The sequence below is a fragment of the Pseudomonas fluorescens group sp. PF-1 genome (genome assembly GCF_054481335.1).
In genome coordinates, this window is the sequence record NZ_JBTMNG010000002.1 from 2,409,190 (window position 1) to 2,427,665 (window position 18,476).

Sequence of the window (18,476 nt, forward strand, 5' to 3'; positions counted from 1 at the left end):
GGTTCTTGTATGGCTACCCCAACTAAAAAAGTGTTCTCGACCGTCGAAGCGGCTGAACTGGTCAAGGCCGACAAGGCCCATCACATGCACGGCTATCACGTCTTCGACGAGCATGCCGAGCAGGGCTCGCTGAACATCGTCGCCGGCGACGGCGCCTATATATATGACACCCAGGGCAACCGTTTTCTCGATGCCGTCGGCGGCATGTGGTGCACCAACATCGGTCTGGGCCGTGAAGAAATGGCCCTGGCCATTGCCGATCAAGTACGGCAACTGGCGTATTCCAACCCGTTTTCCGACATGTCGAACAACGTGGCGATTCAGCTGTGCGAAAAACTCGCCAGCCTCGCCCCCGGCGACCTCGACCATGTGTTCCTCACCACCGGCGGTTCCACGGCGGTGGACACGGCGTACCGGCTGATCCAGTACTACCAGAACTGCCGCGGCAAGCCGGAAAAGAAACACATCATCGCGCGCTTCAACGCCTATCACGGCTCGACCACCTTGACCATGTCGATCGGCAACAAGGCCGCCGACCGGGTGCCGGAGTTCGATTACGCCAACCCGCTGATCCATCACGTGTCCAACCCCAACCCGTACCGCGCCCCGGACGGCATGGACGAAGCGCAGTTCCTCGAGTTTCTGGTCAAGGAGTTCGAAGACAAGATCCTGTCGATCGGCGTGGACAAGGTCGCCGGCTTTTTCGCCGAGCCGATCATGGGCTCGGGCGGGGTGATCATTCCGCCCAAGGGTTATCTCAAGCGCATGTGGGAGGTGTGCCAGCGCTACGACATCCTGTTCGTTGCCGACGAAGTGGTCACTTCGTTCGGGCGCCTGGGCAAGTTTTTCGCCTCCCTGGACGTATTCGATGTGCAACCCGACATCATCACCACCGCCAAGGGCCTGACCTCCGCCTATCTGCCATTGGGGGCGTGCATCTTTTCCGACCGCATCTGGACAGTCATCGCCGAACCCGGCAAGGGTCGCTGCTTTACCCACGGCTTCACCTACAGCGGTCATCCGGTGTGCTGCACGGCGGCGCTGAAGAACATTGAAATCATCGAGCGGGAAAACCTGCTGGCCCATGTCGACGATGTCGGCGGCTATCTGGAACAGCGCCTGGCCACGCTCAAGGATTTGCCGTTGGTGGGGGATGTGCGTTGCCAGAAGTTGATGGCCTGCGTGGAGTTCGTCGCCGACAAACGCATCAAGGCGTTGTTCGCCGACGACATCAACATCGGCGAAAAAATCCATGTGCGGGCACAGGCCAGGGGCTTGCTGGTGCGGCCGATCATGCACCTCAATGTGATGTCGCCGCCGTTGATTCTCAGCTATGACCAGGTCGACGAAATTGTCGAGATCCTGCGGGTGTGCATCCTCGAAGTGGCGGCCGAGCTGGAGCAGAGCGGCCAGTATTTCGGCCAATGAGTCTTTCCGTCAGGTTTTTACCAAGGGCCTGCTCACCCGCTAGACTGCGGGGCATGAGCAAACCAGACGACGACACACTGATCGCAATGCCCTTCGGGGCGTTGCACAAATGGCATGGGGGCATGCGCGAGGCATTCGCCCATGTCGACGAGCCTGACGCCCTGCAATACCTGGCGTCCGCCTTGGCGCAACTGGTGTCCATCGAGTCGATGATGATCAGCCTGGAGCGCAAGGACCGCGCGCCCCGGTTGCTGCATCAGCGCGGTATTGCCCAGGAGTACCAGGTCTCGATTCTCGACCGCTATTTTTCCGGGGGCTACCTGCTCGACCCGTTTTGCCTGGCGGTGGAGCATGGCCTGGCGCAAGGCTTCTATCATCTGGAGGAAATCGCCCCGGACAACTTCTTCGACAGTGACTACTACAAGTCCTATTACCTGAAGGCGGGTTGTTCGGAAGACAGTTACTACATCGTCGATACGGGCAACGACACCAAGATCTCCATCAGCCTGTTCCAGGGTTTCGGGGGTGAATGCCTGCGGGTCGATCAGCTGAACCTGCTGCGCGCCGTCGAACCGCTGGTGCGCGAATTTGTCAGCGAGTTCAGTCAGCGTGGCCTGCTGCGCAGTCACGAAATCCAGAGCAATAACGATCAAGGCCTGCGCGATGATCTCAAGCACCGGGTGCAGTCGGCATTCGAGCAATTCGGGTGCGACGTGCTGACCGAGCGCGAGCGGGAAGTGGCGCACATGGTGCTACGCGGCCACTCGGTGAAATCCACCGCCAGCCAGATGGGCATCTCCCCGGAAACCGTGCGCATGCACCGCAAGAATCTGTACCTGAAACTGGAAGTGGGGTCGCAGTCGGAGTTGTTCGCGTTGTTTATTGAGTGGTTGCGCAAGCACTGACTACAACGCAGAGCCCATGTAGGAGCGAGCTTGCTCGCGAAGAACCCGAGAGCACCGCGTTCATCCAGAAAGCGCGCGCCATTATTCACGTCCATCGCGAGCGAGCTCGCTCCTACAGGTGTTGCATCAGTCTTCGCGTTTTACGACCAGGGTCAAAATGTCATAGCTGGCCACCAGTTCACCCAACTGGTTGGTGACTTCCACGTCCCACGCCACCACCCCTTGCGGGACGCCTTGCGGGCTCTTTTTGCCCTGGTCGATTTTGCGTTTGCAGGTCAGGCGTGCCTGGATGGTGTCGCCGATGCCCACCGGGTTGATGAAGCGCAAGGTGTCCAGGCCGTAGTTGGCCAGTACCGGGCCGACGCCTGGGGATACGAACAGACCGGCGGCGGCCGACAGCACGAAATAACCGTGGGCGATGCGCTTGCCGAACTGCGATTCCTTGGCGGCGATGTCGTCGAAGTGCATGTAGAAGTGATCCCCCGATAGGCAGCCGAAGTTCACCAAATCCGCTTCGGTGACCGTGCGGCGGTGAGTCAGCAGCGACTCGCCGATCTGCAGGTCCTGGAAGTAACGGCGGAACGGGTGCACCTCGGTTTCGATGACGTTGGCGCCACGCACGTATTCACCGGTCACCGCCGCGAGCATGGTGGGCGAACCTTGTACCGCCGCGCGTTGCAGGTAGTGCTTCACCGCACGCAGGCCGCCCAGTTCTTCACCGCCACCGGCACGACCGGGGCCGCCATGCTTGAGTTGCGGCAGCGGCGAGCCGTGACCGGTGGATTCGCCTGCGCAGTGGCGATCCAGCACCAGTAAGCGCCCGTGCAACGCAGCGGCCACCGGAATCGCCTTGGCGGCGATCTGCGGATCCTTGGTTACCAGGCTGGCCACCAGGCTGCCTTTGCCGCGTGCGGCCAGGGCCAGGGCTTCGTCGAGATCGTCATAGGCCATCAAGGTGCTGACCGGACCGAAGGCTTCGATATCGTGGGCGCCGCCCTCGGCGTGCGGGTCGCGGGCTTGCAGCAGGGTCGGGGCGAAAAACGCGCCCTGGCTGACGTTCTCACCGCGTGGTTCGAAGCCGTCACGGGCACCGAACAGCATGTCGCTGCTCTGCAACAGGGCTTCCAGGCGCTCGGCGACGTCTTTCTGTTGATCGTGGGACGCCAGCGCACCCATGCGCACACCTTCCACCGACGGGTCGCCGACCACCACTTTGGCCAGGCGATCGCGCAGGCGGGTGGCCACGGCATCGATGTGTTTGGCCGGGACGATGGCACGGCGAATGGCGGTGCATTTCTGCCCGGCCTTGGTGGTCATTTCCCGGGCGACTTCCTTGATGAACAGCTCGAACTCTTCGTCGTCCGGGGTGACATCCGGGGCGAGGATCGCGCAGTTCAGCGAGTCCGCTTCGGCGGTGAACGGCACCGAGTTGCGAATCAGGTTCGGGTTGACCCGTAGCTTGGCCGCGGTGTCGGCCGAACCGGTGAAGGTCACCACGTCCTGGCCTTGCAGGCGGTCGAGCAGATCACCGGTACCGCCGATGATCAGTTGCAGGCTGCCCGCTGGCAGCAAGCCGGATTCGTCCATCAGGCGCACCACGGCTTCGGTCAGGTAGCTGGTGGCGCTGGCCGGTTTGACGATGCATGGCATGCCGGCGAGGAAGCTCGGGGCGAATTTTTCCAGCATGCCCCAGATCGGGAAGTTGAAGGCGTTGATGTGCACCGCCACGCCGCCACGAGGCACGAGGATGTGGGTGCCGGCGAAGGTGCCCATTTTGCTCAGCTGCAGGGCCGGGCCTTCATGGACGACGTTGCCCGACGGCAGTTCCCGCGAACCGAGGCCGGCGTAGGTGAAGAGCGTGCTGTTGCCGCCTTCGATGTCGATCCAGCTGTCGGCGCGGGTGGCGCCGCTGTGGTGGGAGATCGCGTAGAGCTGTTCCTTGCGTTCGGCCAGGTACAGGGCCAGGGCCTTGAGGCGCTGGGCTCGCTGCTGGAAGTCCAGCGCCATCAGGCCGCTGACACCCTGGCGACGGCCATGTTCGATGGCTTCGGCGAAGTCCGGGCGTTCTTCGTGGGTACGGGCGATTTCATGGCCGTCGATAGCGCTGCGCAGCACCTGGGCGCCGTGTTGGCCGATCCAGCGGCCGGCGATGAAACTTTGCAGGGTGGGGGCGTGCAGTGCAGGTGAAGAGGACATCACGATTGCTCCAGATTATGAAAGGTGTTGGCGCGGCCGCAACCGCGCTTTTCAGGGATTACCAAAGCGCCAGGGTGTAACCGACAATCAGCCGGTTCTCATCGATGGCGGTTTTCAAGCCATTGCCGGAACGGAAGGTCACGTTGCGCCAGCGCAGGCTGACGTCCTTGAACACGCCGCTCTGAATGACGTAACTGATGTCGGTGTCGCGCTCCCGCTCGCGACCGTTGTCGACGCTGCCGGCCTTGACGTGGCGACCGTCGGTGTAGCGCGTCATGAAGGTCAGGCCGGGGATGCCTTGCGCTGCGAAGTCATAGTCGTAACGCAGCTGCCAGGAGTCCTCGTCCGCGCGGGTGTAGGTGTTGTAGGTCACCAGGTTGACCACGTACGGGTCGCCGCCGTTGAGGAACGGAAAGGCACTGTCGCCAGACAACTGCTGGTACGTGGCACTGACCTTGTGGGCACCGTGGGACACGGTGAACATGCTGTTGAAGTTGCGGTTGTCGATACGCCCGGCCCGCTCGGCGCCGTCACCCCGGCTGTCGAAATAGCGCAGGTCGCTGCGCAGGTTGAAGCCGTTGCCCAGCGGCTGGGTGTGCACCAGTCCGACGAACTGCTGGCGATAAATCTGATCGAGCTTGCCGTAGTAGTAGCTCAGGTTCAGTTGCGGGCTGAAGGCGTAGGTGCCGCCGGCAAAGTCGAAGTGATCACTGGTGGCGGTGCCGTAGCCGATGTCATCGTTGCTGGAGGAATCTCGCAGGTTGGTCTTGGTCAGGCGCCCGGTGTTCACCGTCAGGCCACTGATTTCCTGGCTGGTGAGCAAGCCGCCCTCGAAGGTCGACGCCAGCAGGCGGGTGTCGTTGTAGGTTGCCACCGGCAGCAAGGGTTGCAGGGTGCCGAGCTTCAGCACACTTTTGGACACTCGCAGCTTGCCGGTCAGCCCCAGTTGGCTGTACTCGTCCGCCGGTTCATGGCTGTTCGGGCCGTAGGGCAGCAACCCGGTACCCCGGCGATCCGGGCTGGAATCGAGCTTCAGCCCCAACTCTCCCAACGCGTCGAGACCGAAGCCGAATGTGCCTTCGGTGAACCCGGACTCGATGCGCGCGGTGAACCCCTGGGCCCATTCTTCAGCCTTGGATTGTGGTGCGTTGTCCTGACGGAAATCGCGATTGATGTAGTGGTTGCGCATTTCAATGCGGGCCTTGCTATCGTCGATGAAATCGGCCATGGCGCTGGTGGCGACCATGGGCAGACTCAATGCGGCGGCCAGCGAAAACAGTGATTCGTAGGATGCGGTACGCGCGGGCTTCATTATTTTTGTTCCCTGCCATCAGATCGATTGTCGTTTAGTGATTGCTGGCGCCGGAGGCACCGATGCCGGTCATTGAACGGATGAACTGCGCCAGATAACGGCCGCGTTCAAGGGCGGCACGGGGCGAGGCATCGGTGACCGAAAACACCCAGGCACTGAAGAAGGCCAGGCTCATGGAAAACAGCGCCGGGTTGGAGTAAGGGAACAGGGCCTTGTCGTGGTGCAGCACGTTGACCCATACCGCCGGGCTCAGGATCAGCAGGACAATCGCCGAGACCAGCCCCGCCAGACTGCCGGTCACTGCGCCACGGGTGGTCAGGCCTTTCCAGTACATCGAGAGGAACAGCACCGGGAAGTTCACCGACGCGGCGATGGCCAGGACCAGCCCGGACAGGAACGCAATGTTCTGCGACTCGAACAACAGACCGAGGATGATTGCCAGCACGCCGATGCACAGCGTGGCCATGCGCGACACGCGAATTTCCTGCTGCTCGGTGGCCTGACCCTTGCGCATCACGCAGGCATACAAGTCGTGGGACACCGCCGATGCGCCGGACAATGCCAGCCCCGCGACCACCGCCAGAATGGTGGCGAAGGCCACGGCCGAGATGAAGCCGAGGAACAGGTTGCCGCCCACGGCTTGCGCCAGGTGTACGGCGATCATGTTGCCGCCGCCGATGATCGCGCCGCTGGCGTCACGGAACGCCGGGTCGGTGCCGACCATGACGATCGCGCCGAAGCCGACGATGATCAGCAGCAAGTAGAAATAGCCGATGAAACCGGTGGCGTAGAACACGCTTTTACGCGCTTCCTTGGCATCGCTGACAGTGAAGAAGCGCATCAGGATATGCGGCAGGCCGGCGGTGCCGAACATCATGCCCAGCCCCAGCGAGATCGCATCGATCGGGTTCGACAGCAACCCGCCGGGCGCCATGATGGCGTTGCCCTTGGCATGCACGGCGGTGGCGCCGGCGAACATCGCTTCGGTGCTGAACCCAAAATGCTTGAGCACCATGAACGCCATGAACGTGGTGCCGAACAGCAGCATCACGGCTTTGATGATTTGTACCCAGGTGGTGGCGAGCATGCCGCCGAAGGTCACGTAGAACACCATCAGCACGCCGACCAGCATGACCGCGTAGAGGTAATCGATGCCGAACAGCAACTCGATCAGTTTGCCGGCGCCGACCATTTGTGCCACCAGGTACATCAACGCCACCGTGAGGGTGCCGAACGCTGAAGTCAGGCGCACCGGGGTTTGTTCCAGGCGATAGGAAACCACGTCGGCAAAGGTGTATTTGCCGAGGTTGCGCAGGCGCTCGGCGATCAAAAACAGAATGATCGGCCAGCCCGCCAATACACCCAGGGCGTACAGCAAACCGTCATAACCATTGAGGAACATCATCGCGGAGATGCCGAGGAAGGACGCCGCCGAGATCATGTCGCCGGCAATCGCCAGACCGTTCTGAAAGCCGGTCATGCCACCGCCGGCGGTGTAGAAATCGCTGGCGGAGCGAGTACGCCGTGCCGCCCAGCGCGTCACGCCGAAGGTGAACAGCACGAACACCAGAAACATGCCGATGGCGTTCCAGTTCATTGGCCGGGACGCGCCGTCGGCGGCCACGGCGAAATCAGTGACTGCCGCCAGCGGCAGCAGGAACATCGCGAGAAGTCGGCTCATCGGGCGCACTCCTGCTTGAGTTTTTCATTCAGCGGATCGATCACGTTGTTGGCGCGATAGACATAGAAACCGGTCAATGCAAAGGCCAGCAGCACGATCACTACACCCACCAGCATGCCCACGCTGGTTACGCCGCCACTGAGGGATTGGCCGAGGGTAGAAGGGGAGAAAGCCACCAGCAGCACAAAGCCGTAATAGATCACCAGCATGGCCAGGCTCAGTGACCAGTACAGTTTCTGTTTGCGACGAACCAGCTGGATGAAATCCGGGTGCTGGCCGATGAGTTCTATTTCCTGGGGGGTCATGACGCGAGCTCCTTTGTTGTTTTTGTTTTGGGTGTAACGGTGTATTCGGGTTGATCACTGAACAACTGTGGGAGCGAGCCTGCTCGCGATGGCCGTGAACGATGACGCGTGTAGTCTGGATACACGCGTTGCTCTCAGGTTCTTCGCGAGCAGGCTCGCTCCTACAGGGGTGCGGTTGGGGGATTAGAGCTGATCGAAATCCAGCACCACCTTGTCGCTCACCGGAAACGCCTGGCACGACAGCACATAGCCGGCGGCCACTTCGTAGTCTTCCAGGGCGTGGTTGCTGTCCATTTCCACTTCGCCCTCGATGACCTTGCATTTGCAGGTCGAGCACACCCCGGCCTTGCACGAGTAAGGCAGTTCGGCGCCTTGGGCGTTGCCGGCGTCGAGGATGCTCTGGCTGTTGCGTGGCAGGTCGAAGGCCAGGGCGCGGCCGTCGCTGATCACGGTGATCTGGCTGACGGCGGCGTCGACCTGGCGCGCGGCTTCGCGGGCCTGACGTTTTTGCTGGCTGCCAGCGGCGGCGAACAGTTCGAAGTGGATGCGTTCAGGCGCCATGCCCTTGGCCTTGAGGCTGTCGCGCACGGTCTCGGTCATTTCCTGCGGGCCGCAGATGAAGGCGGCGTCGAGGGCTTTGACATCGATCCAGCGGCTGAACAGTTGCTCGCATTTCTCGGCGTTGATCCGGCCGTTGTACAGGTCGACATCCTGCTGCTCGCGGCTGAACACGAAAATCAGGTTCAGGCGTTGCAGGTAACGGTTCTTCAAATCTTCAAGCTGTTCGCGAAACAAGGCGCCGGAGCTAGAACGGTTGCCGTACAGCAGGGTGACGCGGCTGTGCGGCTCGGTTTCCAGGGTGGTCTTGATGATCGACAGGATTGGCGTGATGCCGCTGCCTGCCGCGACCGCCAGGTAGTGGCCGTGGCGCGCCGGATCGAGTTCGACGCAAAAATGCCCCGCAGGCGGCATCACTTCCAGGCTGTGCCCGGCCTTCAACTGTTCGTTGGCAAAGGCGGAAAAGCGCCCGCCGGCCACGCGCTTGATGGCGACACGCAGTTCACCGTCGTTGACCCCGGTGCAGATCGAGTACGAGCGACGCACTTCTTCGCCGTCCAGATGGGTGCGCATCACCAGGTGCTGGCCCTGGGTGAAGTGAAAACTGTCCTGCAGGTGTTGCGGAATGTCGAAGGCGATGGACACCGCGTCACGGGTCTCGGTGCGCACGTCCTTGATGGTCAGGCTGTGAAATTTACTCATTGTTGTTCTCCAGCTGGGACGGCCGATTGCCGCTCAGATGCACTTGAAATAGTCGAACGGTTCCCGGCAATCGACGCAGCGATACAGCGCCTTGCACGCAGTGGAACCGAACTCGCTGAGCACTTCGGTGTGGGCGCTGCCGCATTGCGGACAGCGGATCACCGGGCTTTCACCGAGCAGGCTGCGTTTGCTGGTGCTGCCCTCGGGCGGTGCGATGCCATAGGCGCGCAGGCGTTCGCGGCCGCCGTCAGTGATCCAGTCGGTGGTCCAGGCCGGGGTCAACCGACGCTCCAGCTGCGGCGCCTGGAAACCGGCCTGTTCCAGCGCCTGGCGAATATCGCCTTCGATCACTTCGGTGGCCGGGCAGCCGGAGTAGGTCGGCGTGACCACCACATGCAGATGGCCGGCCTGCCAATCGAGATCGCGGACGATGCCCAGGTCGACCACGCTGACCACCGGCACTTCCGGGTCCATGACCTCGGCGAGGATCGCCCACGCAGCAGCCAGGTCGGTCGGTTGTGCCGGCCGGGCGCCGAGGTCGCTGGCGATCAGCTCACCAGGTTGCATCGGGGTACGCTCGTGGCAGGAATTGCATCTCGGCCAGCAGGATGCCCAAGTGTTCGGTGTGCAGGCCCTTGCGTGCATTGAGGTAGAAATAACTGGGCGCGGCAGGCACGGGCAGGGTGGCGCTGGCGAAGATTTCGTTGACCTTGGCTTGCCAGGCGGCGGCGACTTGCGCGGTGTCCGGGGTGATGCCGGCCGCGTGCAGGCGCTGTTCGCTGTCGTCGGCGCTGGTCAGTTCGACGGTGAAACGCCAGACCTCGGGGATCGCCGCCAGCATGCGTTTGTGGCTTTCCTCGGTGCCGTCACCCAGACGCTCGACCCACTCGCCGGAGCGGCGCAGGTGATAGGTGACTTCCTTCACGGCTTTGGCGGCGATCCCGGCGATGCGTTCATCGCTGGACTGGCTCAGGCCGTTCAGCACTTGCAGGTGCCAGGCGTCATACAGGAACTGCTTGAGGATCGTCACCGCGTAATCGCCGTTGGGTTGCTCCACCAGCAACAGGTTGCGGTAGGCGCGCTCGTCGCGACGGAACGCCAGGTCGTCGGCGTCGCGGCCGTCGTCCAGCAGCTCGGCAGCGTAGTCCAGCCAGTTGCGCGCCTGTCCCACCAGGTCGAGGCCGACGTTCATCAGCGCAAGCTCTTCTTCCAGGGCCGGGGCCTTGCCGCACCATTGGCACAGGCGCTGGCCCTGGATCAGGGCGCTGTCGCCGAGGCGCAGCAGGTATTCGATCAGATCGGTCTTGTTATTCATGGTCGACCTCACATGTGCCCGACTTCGGCCGGCAGCTCGTAGAAGCTGGCGTGGCGGTAAACCTTGTCGTCCGACGGATCGAACAGCGGGTCTTTTTCATCCGGGGAGGAGGCGGTGATCAGCGCCGATGGCACGACCCACAGGCTGACGCCTTCGCTGCGACGGGTGTAGAGCTCGCGCGCGTTCTCGATGGCCATGGTGGTGTCGGCGGCATGCACGCTGCCGACGTGCTTGTGGTTGAGGCCGTGCTTGCTGCGCACGAAGACTTCAAAGAGGGTCCACTCGGACATTTCAATTACTCCACATCAGGTGGCCGAATCAGGCGGCGTTCTTGTTTTGTTTTTTGCGGGCGTGGGCGACGGCGGCTTCACGAACCCAGGCACCGTCTTCAATCGCCTTGCGGCGGGTGGCGACGCGTTCCTGGTTGCACGGGCCGTTGCCCTTGAGCACTTCGTAGAATTCGTTCCACTGGATCTCGCCGAAATCGTAGTGGCCGCGCTCGGCGTTCCACTTCAGGTCCGGATCGGGGCAGGTGCAGCCCAGCAGCTCGAGTTGCGGGATGGTCTGGTCGATGAAGCGCTGGCGCAGTTCGTCGTTGCTCTGGCGCTTGATTTTCCAGGCCATGGACTGGGCGCTGTTGGGCGAGTGTTCGTCGCTTGGACCGAACATCATCAGCGACGGCCACCACAGGCGGTTGATCGCGTCCTGGACCATGTCTTTTTGCGCCTGATTGCCGTGACGCATCATGGTCAGGAGGATTTCGTAGCCCTGGCGCTGGTGGAAGCTCTCTTCCTTGCAGATACGCACCATGGCGCGGGAGTAGGGTCCGTACGAGGTGCGCTGCAAAACCACCTGGTTGACGATTGCCGCGCCATCCACCAGCCAGCCCACCGCGCCCATGTCGGCCCAGTTCAGCGTCGGGTAATTGAAGATACTCGAGTACTTGGCCTTGCCGCTGTGCAGCTTGGCGATCTCTTCATCGCGGTCGGCGCCCAGGGTTTCCATGGCGCTGTACAGATACAGACCGTGACCGGCTTCGTCCTGAATCTTGGCCATCAATTGCAGTTTGCGTTTGAGCGTCGGCGCACGGGTGACCCAGTTGCCTTCAGGCAGCATGCCGACGATTTCGGAGTGGGCGTGCTGGGAAATCTGCCGGATCAGGGTTTGCCGGTAGGCATCTGGCATCCAGTTCTTGGCTTCGATCTTGATTTCTGAATCGATTTTTTCCTGAAAGGCGCGTTCCTGGTCGGACATTTCCGACAGGTCTTTGATGCGCTTTACGCCTGTTTCTACGAGCTGTGCGTACATTAGGGGTCTCCCGCCGTGAATCTGTTCGAGGGCATGGAGAACTTTATAAGCGATACGGAAATTAATATCAAACGGAAAATGATGTGTCGTATTTGTTTTTTGTATCGCTTTGGGGGAGGGAAGCTTGGTTTTGGGGGTATATCCATTTCTTCGGTAACGGCGGCTGGCGGTTTCGCCGTTCAGGCGAACCATTTGGAAGAACGTAACGCCGCCCCCTGTAGGAGCTCGCTCGCGATGGGGGATAACGATGACGCGGGCTGTCTGAATGCCCGCGTTGTCCCGGCGTTTTTCGCGAGCAGGCTTGCTCCTACGGAAAAGCTGATGGACGTACACCAAAAAAAACCAAAAAAAAGCCCCGCAAAAGCGGGGCCACAAGGGGTGCAGCAGTCATGCTTTCGGGCGCTTGTCCATCACGTGGCAAGCCTTGCCCTCGGAGCGTTTGATCGAGTGGAAAGGCTGCAAAACAATCCGCGAACTGATCCCGATATAGGTCTTGATGTGCTTGGTCAGCTCGCCGCAAACAGCCTTCTGCTGTTCATCGCTCAAGTGCTGATGTTCGGCCTTCAACTCGACATGGACATCGACGCTGTCCAGGTTGCCATTGCGATACAGATGGATCTCGTAGCACTCGGCCAGTTGTTTGACTTTCAGCACCTGTTCTTCGATCTGCGTCGGGAACACGTTGACCCCACGGATGATCAGCATGTCATCGCTGCGTCCGGTGATCTTGTCGATGCGTCGCATTGGCCTTGCGGTGCCCGGTAGCAGGCGCGTCAGGTCGCGGGTGCGGTAGCGGATCATCGGCAGGGCTTCTTTGCTCAGGGAGGTGAACACCAGTTCGCCCATCTGACCGTCCGGCAGAACCTCGCCGGTCACCGGGTCGATGATTTCCGGGTAGAAGTGGTCTTCCCAGATGGTCGGGCCGTCCTTGGACTCGGCGCATTCCATGGCGACACCCGGGCCCATGATTTCCGAGAGGCCGTAGATGTCCAGGGCGGTGATGCCCAGGCGTGTTTCGATGGCGCTGCGCAGTTCGGCGGTCCATGGCTCGGCGCCGAAGATGCCCAGGCGCAGGGCCAGTTTGTGCGGGTCGATGCCCTGGCGCTCGATTTCATCGGCGATGTTGAGCATGTAGGACGGCGTGACCATGATGATGTCTGGCTGGAAATCCTTGATCAGCTGCACTTGTTTCTCGGTCTGGCCGCCGGACATCGGGATCACCGTGCAACCCAGGCGTTCGGCGCCGTAATGCGCGCCGAGGCCGCCGGTGAACAGGCCGTAGCCATAGGAAATATGCACCTTGTCGCCGCGATGTCCGCCCGCGGCGCGAATCGAGCGGGCGACCACGTTGGCCCAGGTGTCGATGTCGTTCTGGGTGTAGCCGACGACGGTCGGTTTGCCGGTGGTGCCGCTGGAGGCGTGCAGGCGAACGATGTCATGCATTGGCACGGCGAACATGCCGTACGGGTAGTTGTCACGCAGGTCGGACTTGGTGGTGAACGGGAATTTCGCCAGGTCTTCGAGAGACTGGATGTCGTCCGGGTGCACGCCCAGGGCATCGAAACGCTGGCGGTACAGCGGCACGTTCTCGTAGGCGTGCTTGAGGCTCCAGCGCAGGCGATCCAGCTGATGTTGACGCAACTCGTCGATGCTGGCGGTTTCCAGCGGGTCCAGCACAGGATCAAGCACGGATTGGGCAATTGGCATGTTCATGACTTCACTCGAATTGTTTTTGTGTTCCAGCCCCTTTGCACAGGGGCTTTGAGTGCATGACCCAAGGATACCTCTCGGCTCCCCGGGAATCGCGGTTCTTTAGTGGGAGAGTCGCTCGATGATCAGCGCGATCCCCTGGCCGACGCCGATGCACATGGTGCACAGGGCGTAGCGGCCACTCCGTTCCTCAAGCTCATGCAGGGCCGTGGTCACCAGGCGCGCGCCGCTCATGCCCAGTGGATGGCCGAGGGCAATCGCGCCGCCGTTGGGGTTGACCCGTGGATCGGTGTCGCTCAAGCCCAGTTCACGCAACACCGCCAGGCCTTGTGCGGCGAAGGCTTCGTTGAGTTCGATCACGTCCATGTCCGCCAGGCTCAGGTTGGCCAGCTCCAGCACCTTGCGAGTGGCCGGCACCGGGCCGATGCCCATGATGCGTGGCTCGACCCCGGCAGTGGCCATCGCCACCACCCGGCCGCGAGCGGTCAGGCCGTGACGCTTGGCGACTTCCGGGCTGGCCAGTAACAGCGCGCAGGCACCATCGTTGACCCCGGAAGCGTTGCCGGCGGTGATGCTGCCGCCTTCGCGGAACGGCGTGCCGAGTTTGGCCAACTGCTCAAGGGTAGTGTCGCCGCGCGGGTGTTCATCCTGCTCGACCACTTTGGCCGGGCCTTTGCGCTGGGGGATTTCTACCGCGACGATTTCCTTGGCCAGGCGCCCGTTGGCCTGGGCGGCAGCGGCCCGTTGCTGGCTGCGCAGGGCGAAAGCGTCCTGGTCGGCGCGGGAGATGTTGAACTGTTCGGCCACGTTCTCTGCGGTTTCCGGCATGGAGTCGATACCGAAGGCCTTTTTCATCAACGGATTGATGAAGCGCCAGCCGATGGTGGTGTCGAAAATCTCCGCCTGGCGGGAAAACGCCTGCTCGGCCTTGCCCATCACCAGCGGTGCGCGGGACATCGATTCGACGCCGCCGACCAGCATCAACCCGGCCTCGCCACTGCGAATGGCGCGCGCCGCCGTGCCGACCGCATCCAGCCCGGAACCGCACAGGCGATTGAGGGTGGTGCCGGGCACGCTGACCGGCAACCCGGCCAACAGCGCCGACATGCGCGCGACGTTGCGATTGTCTTCGCCGGCCTGGTTGGCGCAGCCGTAGATCACGTCGTCGACGCTGCTCCAGTCCACTTGCGGGTGACGGCGCAGCAGTTCGCGCAGCGGCACCGCGCCGAGGTCGTCGGCGCGCACGCTGCTCAAGACTCCGGCGTAGCGACCGATCGGGGTCCGTACCGCATCGATGATCAGGGCGTCATTCATTCGGGTTCTCCTGCGTCAGCACCGGGCCGCGCACTTTGTAGGATTTGCCATGGAACAGGGCGATCAACTGGCCCTGTTGGTTTTCAATGCGTACGTCGTAGTTGCCGGTGCGACCCGAGCGGCTCTGCTCGGTGCAATCGGCGTTCAACGTGTCGCCCAGGCGCGCCGGGGCGATGTAGTCGATGCTGCAACCGATGGCCACGGTGGCTTCGTTGTAGCTGTTGCAGGCAAAGGCGAACGCCGAGTCGGCGAGGGCGAACAGGTAGCCGCCGTGGCAGGTGCCGTGGCCCTGGAGCATGTCGGCGCGCACGGTCATGCCCACCCGGGCGCAACCGGGGCCGGCGGACAGCAGGCGCATGCCCATGGCCTGGCTGGCGCTGTCACGCTGGAACAGGGCCTGGGCGCAATCGCTGGCCAGGGTCATGGCTTCGTGATTAGTCATGGAAGTTTCTCCCTTCGGCGACCCGACGGCGCAACAGCAACGATGGGCGATAGCGTTCTTCGCCGTAGGCGGCTTGCAGGTTGTCGAGCACGGTAACGATGTGTGCCAGGCCAATGGCATCGGCCCAGGCCAGCGGCCCTTGCGGGTAATTGACCCCGGCACGCATGGCCAGATCGATGTCGGCCGCCGAGGCCACGCCTTGCAGCAGCGCATCCGCCGCCTCGTTGGCCAGCATCACCACCGTGCGCAGGACCGCCAGGGCCGGGCTGTCGCTGAGCAGGCTGACCTTGAAGCCGGCCCGTTGCAGCAGGGCAACGCCCTGATCGAGGGCCCGTGGATCGATGCCCGCCGCGCAGCTGATGGCGATGCGTTGGGCCTTGCTGTAATCGAGGGTCAGATCCAGCAGGATCAGGTTGCGCAGGCCGTCTTCCCGGGCGCGCTGACAGGCCATGCGCCCGTCGCTCAAGGCCAGCACCGCGTCACCGACCCGCAGCAGGCCCTGGCCATCACGCTGGATGACATTGACGCCTTGTTCACGCAAACGCGCCAGCAAGCCTTGGGCAATGCCGAGGTCGCCTTCAGCAGCGCAAACCTCGACCGTTGCTTTGCTGCTGATTTGAGCGGCTTGCGGACGTTCGGCGCCTGGGGCGTAGCTGTAGAAACCCTGACCGCTTTTGCGTCCCAGGCGTCCGCCGTCCACCAGCTCTTTCTGGATCAGTGAAGGCAGGAAACGGGTGTCCTGGTAATAGGCGTCGAACACCGAGCAGGTCACGGCATAGTTGACGTCGTGGCCGATCAGGTCGGTCAGCTCGAACGCACCCATGGCAAAACCACCGGCCTCGCGCATCAGCGCATCCAGGGTCGGGCAATCGGCGGCGCCTTCCTGCAACAGGCGCAGGCTCTCGGCGTAGAACGGCCGGGCCACGCGGTTGACGATGAAGCCCGGCGTGGAACGGGTGTGCACCGGTTTTTTGCCCCAGGCTTTGGCGGTCTCGTACAGGCACTCGGCCAGGGTTGGATCGCTGGCCAGGCCGGAAACGATTTCCACCAGCGCCATGACCGGCGCCGGGTTGAAGAAGTGCAGGCCGAGCAGGCGATTGGGGTGATCAAGTTGTGCGGCGATGCTGGTGATCGACAGCGACGACGTGTTGCTGGCCAGGATGCAGTGTTCGCCGCAAATGCCTTCCAGCTGCCGGAACAGCGCGCGTTTGACCTCAAGGTTCTCGACGATGGCCTCGATGATCAGCTCGCAATCGGCCAGCGCTTCAATGGCTTCTACCGCTTGCAGGCGGGCGATGGTCGCGCTGCGGGCATCGGCCGAGAGCTTGCCGTTCTCGACCCGTTTGCCCAGTTGCCGGTCGATGCCTTCGATGGCCTGGGCGGCGGCGCCGGGGCGGTTGTCCAGCAGCAACACCGGGTGACCGGCCTGCGCCGCGACCTGGGCAATCCCGGCGCCCATGGCGCCGGCACCGATCACCGCGATGCGTGCGTTGACGTTCAGTGCGGTCATGGCTCAGCGTCCCTTGAAACTTGGGGTGCGTTTTTCCATGAAGGCGCTGACGCCTTCGCGATAGTCCTCGCTGCGCCCGGCCAGGCGTTGCAGATCGCGCTCCAGTTCCAGCTGTTCGTCGAAGCTGTTGCTCAGGCTGGCGTTGAGGCTGCGCTTGATCAGGGCCAGGCCGTAGGTCGGTTGCGTGGCCAGGTGTTGTGCAAGTTTCAGCGCTTCGTCGCGCAATTCAGCGTCTTCCACGCAGCGGTAGATCAGGCCCCATTGCTCGGCCTGTTCGGCGGTCAGGCGATTGCCAAGCAGGGCGAGGGCCTTGGCGCGGGCCATGCCGACCAGGCGCGGCAGGGTCCAGGTGCCGCCGGAATCAGGGATCAGGCCGATCTTGCAGAACGCCTGAATGAAGCTGGCCGAACGGGCCGCCAGTACCAGGTCACAGGCCAGCGGAATGTTGGCGCCGGCACCGGCCGCCACGCCGTTGACCGCGCAGATCACCGGCATCGGCAAGTCGCGCAGTTGGCGGATCAGCGGGTTGTAGAACTTCTCGATGGATTCGCCCAGGTCCGGCACGGCGCTGCCCGGTGCGACATTGCGGTCGCTGAGGTCTTGTCCGGCACAGAAGCCACGACCTTCGCCGGTCAGCAGCAGCACGCGCACGTCCGGGTTCTGCCGCACTTGCTTGAGCGCTTCCTTCACTTCGCCGTGCATCTGCGTGTTGAAGCTGTTGAGCTGGTCCGGGCGATTGAGGCTGAGCAGGGCAACGCCGGCCTCGATGGAAAACAGGATGTGTTCGAAGTTCATGGTCTTGGCGCTCTCTTGGGAGGTCTCGAATTCAGTGCTTACTGGCCGGTGAAGGTCGGCGTGCGTTTTTCCTGGAAGGCGGCAATGCCTTCTTCGCGGTCGCGGGTGCCGGCCAGCACGGTGAAGGCATGGCGCTCGAAGCGCAGGCCGCTGGCCAGGTCGGTGTCCATGGCCTTGAGCAGCGCTTCCTTGGCCAGGCGCACCGCCAGCGGGGCTTTGCCGGCAATGCTGCGGGCGATTTGCAGGGCGCGTTCGACGGTGAATTCCGGTTGCGTCACTTCGCTGACCAGACCGGCGCGCTGGGCCTGGCGCGCATTGATCGGTTCGCCGGTCAGGACCATCTGCATGGCCATGGATTTGCCGACGGCACGCAGCAGGCGTTGGGTGCCACCGGCGCCGGGCATGATCCCGAGGTTGATTTCCGGCTGACCGAAGCGCGCGTCCTCACCGGCAATGATGATGTCGGCGTGCATCGCCAGTTCGCAGCCACCGCCGAGGGCGAAGCCATTGACGGCGGCGATCAGGGGTTTGCTGAAGCGGGTGATCGCTTGCCACGAAGCCTGGCGGGGATCGTCGAGGATGCCGACCAGGTCGCGTTCGGCCATTTCCTTGATGTCGGCGCCAGCGGCGAAGGCCTTGCGGCTACCGGTGAGGACCACGGCGCGGGTCTGGGGGTCGGCTTGTGCGGCGCTCAGTTCGTCGGCCAGCTCACCCAGCAATTGGGTGGTCAGGGCGTTCAGGGCTTGCGGGCGCTGCAGGGAAATCAGGCGGACGCCGGGCTCGATCAGTTCGACGGCAAGGGTTAGAGGCATGGCGGATGCCCTCACGGTGCACGCTCGGCGGTGATGCCGGCTTGTTATTGGATCGGTCGCAGGAACCGGTTTTGCCCGAGTATACCCGCAACGTGATACGCAAATGCAATACAAAAATAGATTTAATGTGTCCTTTTGCCGTTGGTTCAGTCATTGCGTACCTGCCGGGAGAGGGCGTTGATA

General features: G+C 62.6%; 17 protein-coding genes. 2 read left to right on the forward strand and 15 right to left on the reverse strand.

Annotation, left to right across the window (positions count from 1 at the left end):
* The first annotated feature begins 9 nt into the window (after positions 1-9).
* Together ACX3YD_RS25950 and ACX3YD_RS25955 are read left to right on the forward strand one after the other, a co-directional pair.
* Positions 10-1,428 carry an aminotransferase gene (locus ACX3YD_RS25950; protein WP_458961386.1) on the forward strand — a complete coding sequence of 473 codons (1,419 nt, stop codon included), beginning with the start codon at positions 10-12 and terminating at the stop codon, positions 1,426-1,428.
* Positions 1,429-1,481: 53 nt separating this feature from the next.
* A complete protein-coding gene (locus ACX3YD_RS25955) occupies positions 1,482-2,333 on the forward strand; it encodes a helix-turn-helix domain-containing protein (RefSeq protein ID WP_178083151.1) in 852 nt (283 codons plus the stop codon).
* A gap of 126 nt (positions 2,334-2,459) precedes the next feature.
* Here the strand turns inward: ACX3YD_RS25955 and paaZ are convergent, their stop codons facing one another.
* The 15 genes from paaZ to paaF all read right to left on the reverse strand — a co-directional run bounded on the left by paaZ (position 2,460) and on the right by paaF (position 18,293).
* Positions 2,460-4,529 carry a phenylacetic acid degradation bifunctional protein PaaZ gene (paaZ, locus tag ACX3YD_RS25960; RefSeq protein ID WP_458961387.1) on the reverse strand — a complete coding sequence of 690 codons (2,070 nt, stop codon included), beginning with the start codon at positions 4,527-4,529 and terminating at the stop codon, positions 2,460-2,462.
* Positions 4,530-4,587: 58 nt separating this feature from the next.
* Positions 4,588-5,841, reverse strand: coding sequence for an OprD family porin (locus tag ACX3YD_RS25965; protein WP_458961388.1), 1,254 nt, complete (start codon positions 5,839-5,841; stop codon positions 4,588-4,590).
* 34 nt (positions 5,842-5,875) lie between these two features.
* Entirely contained in the window at positions 5,876-7,522 is a 1,647-nt protein-coding gene (locus tag ACX3YD_RS25970; RefSeq protein WP_458961389.1) for a cation/acetate symporter, read from the reverse strand.
* The gene (locus tag ACX3YD_RS25975) at positions 7,519-7,827 is read right to left on the reverse strand and encodes a DUF485 domain-containing protein (protein ID WP_103405847.1); all 309 of its coding nucleotides are present in this window, start codon (positions 7,825-7,827) and stop codon (positions 7,519-7,521) included. Before ACX3YD_RS25975 ends, ACX3YD_RS25970 begins: the two co-directional genes overlap by 4 nt.
* A gap of 183 nt (positions 7,828-8,010) precedes the next feature.
* Entirely contained in the window at positions 8,011-9,087 is a 1,077-nt protein-coding gene (gene paaE / locus ACX3YD_RS25980) for a 1,2-phenylacetyl-CoA epoxidase subunit PaaE (protein WP_458961390.1), read from the reverse strand.
* A 33-nt stretch (positions 9,088-9,120) separates the two neighbouring features.
* Complete coding sequence (gene paaD, locus ACX3YD_RS25985) at positions 9,121-9,654, reverse strand: 1,2-phenylacetyl-CoA epoxidase subunit PaaD (RefSeq protein ID WP_458961391.1); 534 nt, start codon at positions 9,652-9,654, stop codon at positions 9,121-9,123.
* On the reverse strand, positions 9,641-10,402 hold the full coding sequence (gene paaC / locus ACX3YD_RS25990) for a 1,2-phenylacetyl-CoA epoxidase subunit PaaC (protein WP_103405844.1): 762 nt from the start codon (positions 10,400-10,402) through the stop codon (positions 9,641-9,643). The genes paaD and paaC overlap by 14 nt, the downstream gene beginning before the upstream one ends.
* Positions 10,403-10,410: 8 nt before the next feature.
* Positions 10,411-10,692 (reverse strand): 1,2-phenylacetyl-CoA epoxidase subunit PaaB, encoded by a 282-nt coding sequence (gene paaB / locus ACX3YD_RS25995; protein WP_007943393.1) that lies wholly within the window; start codon positions 10,690-10,692, stop codon positions 10,411-10,413.
* A 28-nt stretch (positions 10,693-10,720) separates the two neighbouring features.
* Entirely contained in the window at positions 10,721-11,710 is a 990-nt protein-coding gene (gene paaA / locus ACX3YD_RS26000; RefSeq protein WP_458961392.1) for a 1,2-phenylacetyl-CoA epoxidase subunit PaaA, read from the reverse strand.
* Positions 11,711-12,097: 387 nt separating this feature from the next.
* Positions 12,098-13,423, reverse strand: coding sequence for a phenylacetate--CoA ligase PaaK (gene paaK, locus ACX3YD_RS26005; protein ID WP_458961393.1), 1,326 nt, complete (start codon positions 13,421-13,423; stop codon positions 12,098-12,100).
* 99 nt (positions 13,424-13,522) lie between these two features.
* Positions 13,523-14,734 carry a 3-oxoadipyl-CoA thiolase gene (pcaF, locus tag ACX3YD_RS26010; protein WP_458961394.1) on the reverse strand — a complete coding sequence of 404 codons (1,212 nt, stop codon included), beginning with the start codon at positions 14,732-14,734 and terminating at the stop codon, positions 13,523-13,525.
* Entirely contained in the window at positions 14,727-15,176 is a 450-nt protein-coding gene (gene paaI, locus ACX3YD_RS26015) for a hydroxyphenylacetyl-CoA thioesterase PaaI (protein WP_103405841.1), read from the reverse strand. The genes pcaF and paaI overlap by 8 nt, the downstream gene beginning before the upstream one ends.
* Entirely contained in the window at positions 15,169-16,686 is a 1,518-nt protein-coding gene (gene paaH / locus ACX3YD_RS26020) for a 3-hydroxyacyl-CoA dehydrogenase PaaH (protein ID WP_458961395.1), read from the reverse strand. The genes paaI and paaH overlap by 8 nt, the downstream gene beginning before the upstream one ends.
* Before the next feature lie 3 nt (positions 16,687-16,689).
* Complete coding sequence (gene paaG, locus ACX3YD_RS26025; protein ID WP_047527419.1) at positions 16,690-17,481, reverse strand: 2-(1,2-epoxy-1,2-dihydrophenyl)acetyl-CoA isomerase PaaG; 792 nt, start codon at positions 17,479-17,481, stop codon at positions 16,690-16,692.
* Between the two features lie 38 nt (positions 17,482-17,519).
* Positions 17,520-18,293 (reverse strand): 2,3-dehydroadipyl-CoA hydratase PaaF, encoded by a 774-nt coding sequence (gene paaF, locus ACX3YD_RS26030; RefSeq protein ID WP_458961396.1) that lies wholly within the window; start codon positions 18,291-18,293, stop codon positions 17,520-17,522.
* Between the last annotated feature and the right edge of the window lie 183 nt (positions 18,294-18,476).

Bases quoted from the DNA above. Each gene is read 5' to 3' on its own strand.
- ACX3YD_RS25950 (WP_458961386.1), top strand. From the start codon at position 10: ATGGCTACCCCAACTAAAAAAGTGTTCTCGACCGTCGAAGCGGCTGAA.
- ACX3YD_RS25955 (WP_178083151.1), top strand. From the start codon at position 1,482: ATGAGCAAACCAGACGACGACACACTGATCGCAATGCCCTTCGGGGCG.
- paaZ (WP_458961387.1), bottom strand. From the start codon at position 4,529: ATGTCCTCTTCACCTGCACTGCACGCCCCCACCCTGCAAAGTTTCATC.
- ACX3YD_RS25965 (WP_458961388.1), bottom strand. From the start codon at position 5,841: ATGAAGCCCGCGCGTACCGCATCCTACGAATCACTGTTTTCGCTGGCC.
- ACX3YD_RS25970 (WP_458961389.1), bottom strand. From the start codon at position 7,522: ATGAGCCGACTTCTCGCGATGTTCCTGCTGCCGCTGGCGGCAGTCACT.
- ACX3YD_RS25975 (WP_103405847.1), bottom strand. From the start codon at position 7,827: ATGACCCCCCAGGAAATAGAACTCATCGGCCAGCACCCGGATTTCATC.
- paaE (WP_458961390.1), bottom strand. From the start codon at position 9,087: ATGAGTAAATTTCACAGCCTGACCATCAAGGACGTGCGCACCGAGACC.
- paaD (WP_458961391.1), bottom strand. From the start codon at position 9,654: ATGCAACCTGGTGAGCTGATCGCCAGCGACCTCGGCGCCCGGCCGGCA.
- paaC (WP_103405844.1), bottom strand. From the start codon at position 10,402: ATGAATAACAAGACCGATCTGATCGAATACCTGCTGCGCCTCGGCGAC.
- paaB (WP_007943393.1), bottom strand. From the start codon at position 10,692: ATGTCCGAGTGGACCCTCTTTGAAGTCTTCGTGCGCAGCAAGCACGGC.
- paaA (WP_458961392.1), bottom strand. From the start codon at position 11,710: ATGTACGCACAGCTCGTAGAAACAGGCGTAAAGCGCATCAAAGACCTG.
- paaK (WP_458961393.1), bottom strand. From the start codon at position 13,423: ATGAACATGCCAATTGCCCAATCCGTGCTTGATCCTGTGCTGGACCCG.
- pcaF (WP_458961394.1), bottom strand. From the start codon at position 14,734: ATGAATGACGCCCTGATCATCGATGCGGTACGGACCCCGATCGGTCGC.
- paaI (WP_103405841.1), bottom strand. From the start codon at position 15,176: ATGACTAATCACGAAGCCATGACCCTGGCCAGCGATTGCGCCCAGGCC.
- paaH (WP_458961395.1), bottom strand. From the start codon at position 16,686: ATGACCGCACTGAACGTCAACGCACGCATCGCGGTGATCGGTGCCGGC.
- paaG (WP_047527419.1), bottom strand. From the start codon at position 17,481: ATGAACTTCGAACACATCCTGTTTTCCATCGAGGCCGGCGTTGCCCTG.
- paaF (WP_458961396.1), bottom strand. From the start codon at position 18,293: ATGCCTCTAACCCTTGCCGTCGAACTGATCGAGCCCGGCGTCCGCCTG.